Here is a 6021-nt window from a genome sequence, read left to right as displayed (position 1 = left end):
GGTTTGACGACCTGTTCCACGGTCTGGCGTATCAGTGTCAGCGTGGCTTGCTGGGTCAGCGTCGCCGGACGCAGCGAACTGGTGGTCAGAGACACTTTGTTGCGCAGCACCGGCTCATAAATAGTTCGCACCGAAAATGCCGAGGGCCTGACCGAGTTGATGACCGCGTTGCGCGACAGCACGGCGCAGCCCGCGCCGTCCGCCACCAGGTCGAGAATGGCCGATACACCGTCGATTTCCAGCGCAATTTTGAGGCGACTGCCAATATTGGCCATTTCCGACTCCACATGCATGCGGATGGCGTTGGGCCGACTCGGAATAACCAAAGGCAGTTGCGCGACGTCCTTCAATGAAATAGGACCAGGCGAGGGGTCTTCCTGCAGACCCGCTGGGCGGGCCTGCACCAGCAGCAGGTCTTCTTCCAGCAAAGGCGCAATTTCTATTTCTGCGCTGGGCTGGGCGTTGTACAGCACGGCAATGTCCAGCCGACCGTTCACCAGTGACTCCTGCATGGCCACCGACAGGCCTTCGCTGATGGAGATCGTGGCATCGGGCATCTGCAGGCGAAAAGCCCTGATCAGCGGCACCGTCAGCACCCGGGCCAGGCTGGTGGGTAAACCCACCGCCACGCGACCGGCCAGCGCACCCCGCACGCGGCCCAGCTCCTCTCTCGCCCGCTCGACCTGGTGCAAAATGCCGCGCCCGTGCGCCAGCAGCAGTTTGCCGGCCTCGGTGGGTAAGGCGCCGCGCCCGTTGCGGGTCAACAGGTTCTGTCGCAGTTCCACTTCCAGCAGGCGCACCTGGCGACTGAGCGCCGGTTGCGCGACGTCCAAGGCAATGGCCGCCCGCGTGAAGCTGCCGAGCTCGGCGACGCGCACGAAGTACTCGAGTTGTTTAAGGTCCATTTCGGGTGGTAAATGAATAGCTGAAGGCTGATTATGCCAATTTGAGATAGCTGCTAGTGGCGCTACTGGCTTATCAACAGAGGCCGTGGTGGCCAAAATACGGTTCATGCAAACCACTATCCCCTCGCCACGACCCACCCTGCGGGGTATCTCGTCCATGGCTACCCGCCAGTTGCTGGCAGAGCTGGTGGCGGCGTATGCACAGCACTCGGATTGTGTGATTGCCATTGAGTCGGTGGGCGGCGTGGACGCAGCCAAACGGGTACAAGCCGGTGAGCCTTTCGATGTGGTGTTCTTGGCATCTGACGCGATTGACAAGCTGATGGCGGCGGGTCACATTGATGCGCGCAGCAAGGTCGATCTGGTCCACTCCGGCGTGGCGGTGGCGGTGCGCGCCGGCGCGCAGCAGCCCGATATCAGTTCAGAAAACGCAGTACGCCAGGCCGTGCTGGCGGCGCGCAGCATCAGTTATTCCACCGGTCCCAGCGGCGTGGCCTTGGGTCAGCTGTTCGAGCGCTGGGGCATTGCTGACACCATCCGCGAGCGCATGGTCCAGGCGCCCCCCGGCGTTCCGGTGGGCACGCTGGTCGCGCGGGGTGAGGTCGAATTGGGCTTTCAGCAATTCAGCGAATTGATCCATGTCCAGGGCATCACCGTGCTGGGGCCCTTGCCGCCGGAAATTCAGATCACCACCACCTTTTCTGCCGGCATCTGCACCGGCTCGACACAGGCGCCAGTCGCGCGTGACTTGCTCGATTTCATGGCCTCAGCGCAAGCTGCCGACGCCAAGCGGCGCCAGGGCATGGAGCCGGCCTGAACGCGCAAGCGTGACCGTGCTGGATGCCCCGCACACATTCCACCCCTACCAGGAGAACCCCATGATCATCGACTGTCACGGCCACTACACGACGGCTCCTAAGACGCTGGAAAACTGGCGCAACCAGCAGATTGAGGGCATCAAAGATGCTGCCCTCATGCCCAAAGTCGCTGACCTGAAAATCAGCGACGACGAGCTGATCGAGACCATAGAGACCAATCAGCTGCGCCTGATGAAAGAGCGTGGCAGCGACCTCACCATCTTCAGCCCGCGCGCCAGCTTCATGGCCCACCACATCGGAGACTTCAACGTCAGCTCGACCTGGGCCGCCATCTGCAACGAGCTCTGCTACCGCGTAGCCCAGCTGTTCCCCGACCACTTCATCCCCGCGGCGATGCTGCCGCAAAGCCCGGGCGTTGACCCGCGCACCTGCATTGCCGAGCTGGAAAAATGTGTCAAGGAATATGGCAACGTCGGCATCAACCTGAACCCCGACCCCAGCGGCGGCCACTGGACCTCGCCGCCCTTGTCCGACAGGCACTGGTACCCGATCTACGAGAAGATGGTGGAGTACGACATCCCCGCGATGATTCACGTGTCCACCAGCTGCAACGCCTGCTTTCACACCACCGGTGCCCACTATTTGAACGCCGACACCACGGCCTTCATGCAATGCCTGACCAGCGACTTGTTCAAGGACTTTCCGACCCTCAAGTTCATCATCCCGCATGGCGGCGGCGCGGTGCCTTACCACTGGGGTCGTTTTCGCGGTCTGGCGCAGGAGCTGAAAAAGCCGCTGCTGCAGGATCACCTGTTGAACAACATCTTTTTCGACACCTGCGTCTACCACCAGCCCGGCATTGACTTGCTCAACACCGTGATTCCCGTGAAAAACGTGTTGTTTGCCAGCGAGATGATCGGTGCCGTGCGCGGCATCGACCCGGAAACCGGCCACTATTTTGATGACACCAAACGCTATATCGAAGCATCCAAAATTCTCAGTGATGCGGACCGCCATCTGATTTACGAAGGCAACGCGCGGCGCGTGTTCCCGCGCCTCGACGCAGCACTGGCAAAGAAAGGCAAGTCATCATGAGCATGAACAACCTCGGCATCGTCAAACGCAACATCGTTCGCGCCGACAAGGCCGCCGTCGAAAAACTCTCGCGCTTCGGCGTCGCCACCATCCACGAAGCGATGGGCCGCGTCGGTCTCATGAAGCCCTATATGCGCCCCATCTACACCAGTGCGCATCTCTGCGGCACCGCTGTCACGGTGCTGTTGCAACCGGGGGACAACTGGATGATGCACGTCGCGGCCGAGCAAATCCAGCCGGGGGACGTGGTGGTGGCGGCCTGCACCACCGACAACCAGGACGGTTTCTTTGGCGACTTGCTGGCGACCTCGTTCCAGGCGCGCGGCGCCCTGGGTTTGATCATCGACGGCGGCGTGCGCGACGTGAAAGACCTCACCGAGATGAACTTCCCCGTCTTCAGCCGCGCCATTCATGCCAAAGGCACGATCAAGGCGACGCTGGGTTCCGTCAACATTCCGGTCGTGTGCGCAGGTGCCCAGGTCAACCCCGGCGATGTGGTGATCGCCGACATCGACGGTGTGGTGGTGGTGCCTGCGGCCATTGCGCAGCAGGTGGCCGATGCGGCCGAGGCGCGTGAAGCCAATGAAGGCGCCAAGCGCGCCATCTTCGCCTCCGGTGTGTTGGGCCTGGACTACTACAAGATGCGTGAGGGCCTGGAAAAGGCCGGGCTGCGCTACGTGGACTAAGCGCCTAGGCGGCAGAGCGTTCTGTTCCGTGTCCCCCGGCCTGCGGCCTCCTCCTTTTACCTGCACAGAACGCTCTACCGCCCAGGCTCATGGCACTTGAACAAATCAGCCTCCAGTCCTCGCAAATAGTGCGTAAGCAGCTATCCAATTCATAGCATAGACCTCACAAATATATGGAATTCACCAAGACCCCCGGCTGGCTCGACTGGTACGCTGACCCGAGCAAGCCACGCTTTCAGCTCCCCGCAGGCAGCGTGGATGCCCACTGCCACGTGTTCGGCCCCGGCGACCAGTTCCCCTACGCGCCGGAGCGCAAATACACGCCGTGCGACGCCTCCAAAGCGCAATTGTTTGCGCTGCGCGACCATCTGGGGTTCGAGAAGAACGTGATCGTGCAGGCGACCTGCCACGGGTCGGACAACCGGGCCCTGGTCGATGCCCTGAAGTCCTCCAACAACAAGGCGCGCGGTGTCGCCACCGTCAACCGCAACGTGACCGATGCCGAGTTGCTGGACATGCATGCCGCCGGTGTGCGCGGCACGCGCTTCAACTTTGTCAAACGCCTGGCCGACTTCACGCCGCGCGAGGTGCTGCTGGAGATTGCCGAGCGCATTGCCCCGCTGGGCTGGCATGTGGTGGTGTACTTCGAGGCGCAGGACCTGCCCGAGCTGTATGACTTCTTCACCGCCTTGCCTACCACCGTGGTGGTGGATCACATGGGCCGCCCGGATGTGAGCAAGCCCGTCGACGGCCCGGAGTTTGCGCTGTTCATGAAGATGATGCGTGAGCACGGCAACATCTGGAGCAAGGTGAGCTGCCCCGAGCGCCTGAGCGTCAGCGGCCCGCTTGCGCTCCATGGCGAGCCAAACGCCTACCGCGATGTCGTGCCGTTTGCCAGGCGCCTGGTGGAGACCTTCCCTGAGCGCGTGTTGTGGGGCACCGACTGGCCGCACCCCAATCTCAAAAACCACATGCCCGACGATGGCCTGCTGGTGGACTACATTCCCCACATCGCCACCACGCCCGAGCTGCAGCAAAAACTGCTGGTGGACAACCCGACCCGTTTGTATTGGCGTTAACGACGGCCTCCACTAACAACCGTTCGAGCTGAGCTTGTCGAAGCCCCCTTCGACAGGCTCAGGGCGAACGGGCAACGAGAAACAACCATGTCACTTGATAAACCTTACCTCGACGTACCCGGCACCACGATTTTTGATGCCGAGCAAAGCCGCAAGGGCTACCACCTGAACCAGTTTTGCATGTCGCTCATGAAGGCGCCGAATCGCGAGCGCTTCAAGGCCAACGAGCGCGCCTACCTGGACGAGTGGCCCATGACCGACGAGCAAAGGCTGGCGGTCCTGGCGCGCGATCTCAATCGCTGCATGGCACTGGGCGGCAATATCTATTTCCTGGCCAAGATCGGCGCCACCGATGGCAAGAGCTTCCAGCAGATGGCCGGCAGCATGACCGGCATGACCGAAGACGAATACCGCGACATGATGGTCAGCGGCGGCCGCTCCGTCGAAGGCAACCGCGTGGTCGGCGAAGACGGTACTGCGCAAGCCCATCGCCAACCCCAAGGCGCCAAGAAAGTGAGTGCCTGAGCATGGCCAAAATTACCGCATCCGTTTACACCTCCCACGTGCCCGCCATCGGCGCGGCCATCGACCTCGGCAAGACCCAGGAGCCCTACTGGCAGCCCGTGTTCAAGGGCTACGACTATTCCAAGCAGTGGATGAAGGACAACACGCCCGACGTCATCTTTCTGGTCTACAACGACCACGCCACCGCTTTCAGCCTGGAGATGATTCCCACCTTCGCCATTGGCTGCGCCGAGTCGTTCGCCCCGGCTGATGAAGGCTGGGGCCCGCGTCCCGTGCCCGTGGTGCAGGGCCACCCCGAGCTGGCCGCGCATATCGCGCAGTCGGTGATTCAGCAGGATTTTGACCTGACCATCGTCAACAAGATGGATGTGGACCACGGCCTGACCGTGCCGCTGTCCTTGATGTGCGGCCAACCGCAAGCCTGGCCCTGCCCGGTGATTCCGTTCGCCGTCAACGTGGTGCAGTACCCTGTGCCCTCGGGTCGGCGCTGCTTCGAGTTGGGCAAGGCGATTCGGCGCGCGGTGGAGTCGTTTGACCAGCCGCTCAAGGTGCAAATCTGGGGCACCGGCGGCATGAGCCACCAGTTGCAGGGCCCGCGTGCCGGCCTGATCAACAAGGAATTTGACAACGCCTTTCTGGACCAGTTGATCGCGGACCCCGAGGGCCTGGCCAGCAAGCCGCACATCGACTATGTGCGCGAAGCCGGTTCCGAAGGCATTGAACTCGTGATGTGGCTGATTGCCCGTGGTGCTATGAAAGATATAGCTGACCCCGCAAGCCACGTGAGGGTAAAGCACCGTTTTTATCATGTACCGGCCAGCAACACGGCCGTCGGCCACCTGATTCTGGAGAACACTTAAATGAGCAAAACCATCAAAGTCGCCCTGGCCGGCGCCGGTGCCTTCGGCATCAA

At 61.9% G+C, this 6021-nt stretch carries 7 protein-coding genes; 6 read left to right on the top strand and 1 reads right to left on the bottom strand.

The features are described 5' to 3' along the window. Positions 1 to 905, bottom strand: a 905-nt coding sequence (locus B3V69_RS10290; RefSeq protein WP_296446252.1) for a LysR substrate-binding domain-containing protein, incomplete at its 3' end; no start/stop codon positions are given. Positions 906 to 1011: 106 nt separating this feature from the next. Here B3V69_RS10290 and B3V69_RS10285 point away from each other — a divergent pair. From B3V69_RS10285 to B3V69_RS10260, 6 genes are all read left to right on the top strand, one after another. Next, positions 1012 to 1722: a substrate-binding domain-containing protein gene (locus tag B3V69_RS10285; RefSeq protein ID WP_296446250.1), complete on the top strand. Its 711-nt coding sequence runs from the start codon at positions 1012 to 1014 to the stop codon at positions 1720 to 1722. A gap of 61 nt (positions 1723 to 1783) precedes the next feature. Then, positions 1784 to 2818, top strand: a complete 1035-nt coding sequence (locus tag B3V69_RS10280; protein ID WP_296446248.1) for an amidohydrolase family protein — start codon at positions 1784 to 1786, stop codon at positions 2816 to 2818. Between the two features lie 2 nt (positions 2819 to 2820). Then, positions 2821 to 3504, top strand: a complete 684-nt coding sequence (gene ligK / locus B3V69_RS10275; RefSeq protein ID WP_296446254.1) for a 4-carboxy-4-hydroxy-2-oxoadipate aldolase/oxaloacetate decarboxylase — start codon at positions 2821 to 2823, stop codon at positions 3502 to 3504. A gap of 173 nt (positions 3505 to 3677) precedes the next feature. Beyond that, positions 3678 to 4583, top strand: a complete 906-nt coding sequence (locus tag B3V69_RS10270) for an amidohydrolase family protein (protein ID WP_296446246.1) — start codon at positions 3678 to 3680, stop codon at positions 4581 to 4583. Positions 4584 to 4670: 87 nt separating this feature from the next. Further along, complete coding sequence (ligA, locus tag B3V69_RS10265) at positions 4671 to 5108, top strand: protocatechuate 4,5-dioxygenase subunit alpha (RefSeq protein ID WP_296446244.1); 438 nt, start codon at positions 4671 to 4673, stop codon at positions 5106 to 5108. Between the two features lie 2 nt (positions 5109 to 5110). Further along, positions 5111 to 5968: a class III extradiol dioxygenase subunit beta gene (locus tag B3V69_RS10260; protein WP_296446242.1), complete on the top strand. Its 858-nt coding sequence runs from the start codon at positions 5111 to 5113 to the stop codon at positions 5966 to 5968. The last annotated feature ends 53 nt before the right edge of the window (positions 5969 to 6021 follow it).

This window comes from Rhodoferax sp. UBA5149, assembly GCF_002413825.1.
In the GTDB taxonomy this organism is placed as follows: Bacteria; Pseudomonadota; Gammaproteobacteria; order Burkholderiales; family Burkholderiaceae_C; genus Rhodoferax.
This window is presented reverse-complemented; position numbering and strand designations above follow the sequence as displayed.

What these genes read in the sequence shown, in the direction of transcription:
- B3V69_RS10270 (WP_296446246.1), top strand. Translation starts at nt 3,678, where the DNA reads ATGGAATTCACCAAGACCCCCGGCTGGCTCGACTGGTACGCTGACCCG.
- B3V69_RS10285 (WP_296446250.1), top strand. Translation starts at nt 1,012, where the DNA reads ATGCAAACCACTATCCCCTCGCCACGACCCACCCTGCGGGGTATCTCG.
- ligA (WP_296446244.1), top strand. Translation starts at nt 4,671, where the DNA reads ATGTCACTTGATAAACCTTACCTCGACGTACCCGGCACCACGATTTTT.
- ligK (WP_296446254.1), top strand. Translation starts at nt 2,821, where the DNA reads ATGAACAACCTCGGCATCGTCAAACGCAACATCGTTCGCGCCGACAAG.
- B3V69_RS10260 (WP_296446242.1), top strand. Translation starts at nt 5,111, where the DNA reads ATGGCCAAAATTACCGCATCCGTTTACACCTCCCACGTGCCCGCCATC.
- B3V69_RS10280 (WP_296446248.1), top strand. Translation starts at nt 1,784, where the DNA reads ATGATCATCGACTGTCACGGCCACTACACGACGGCTCCTAAGACGCTG.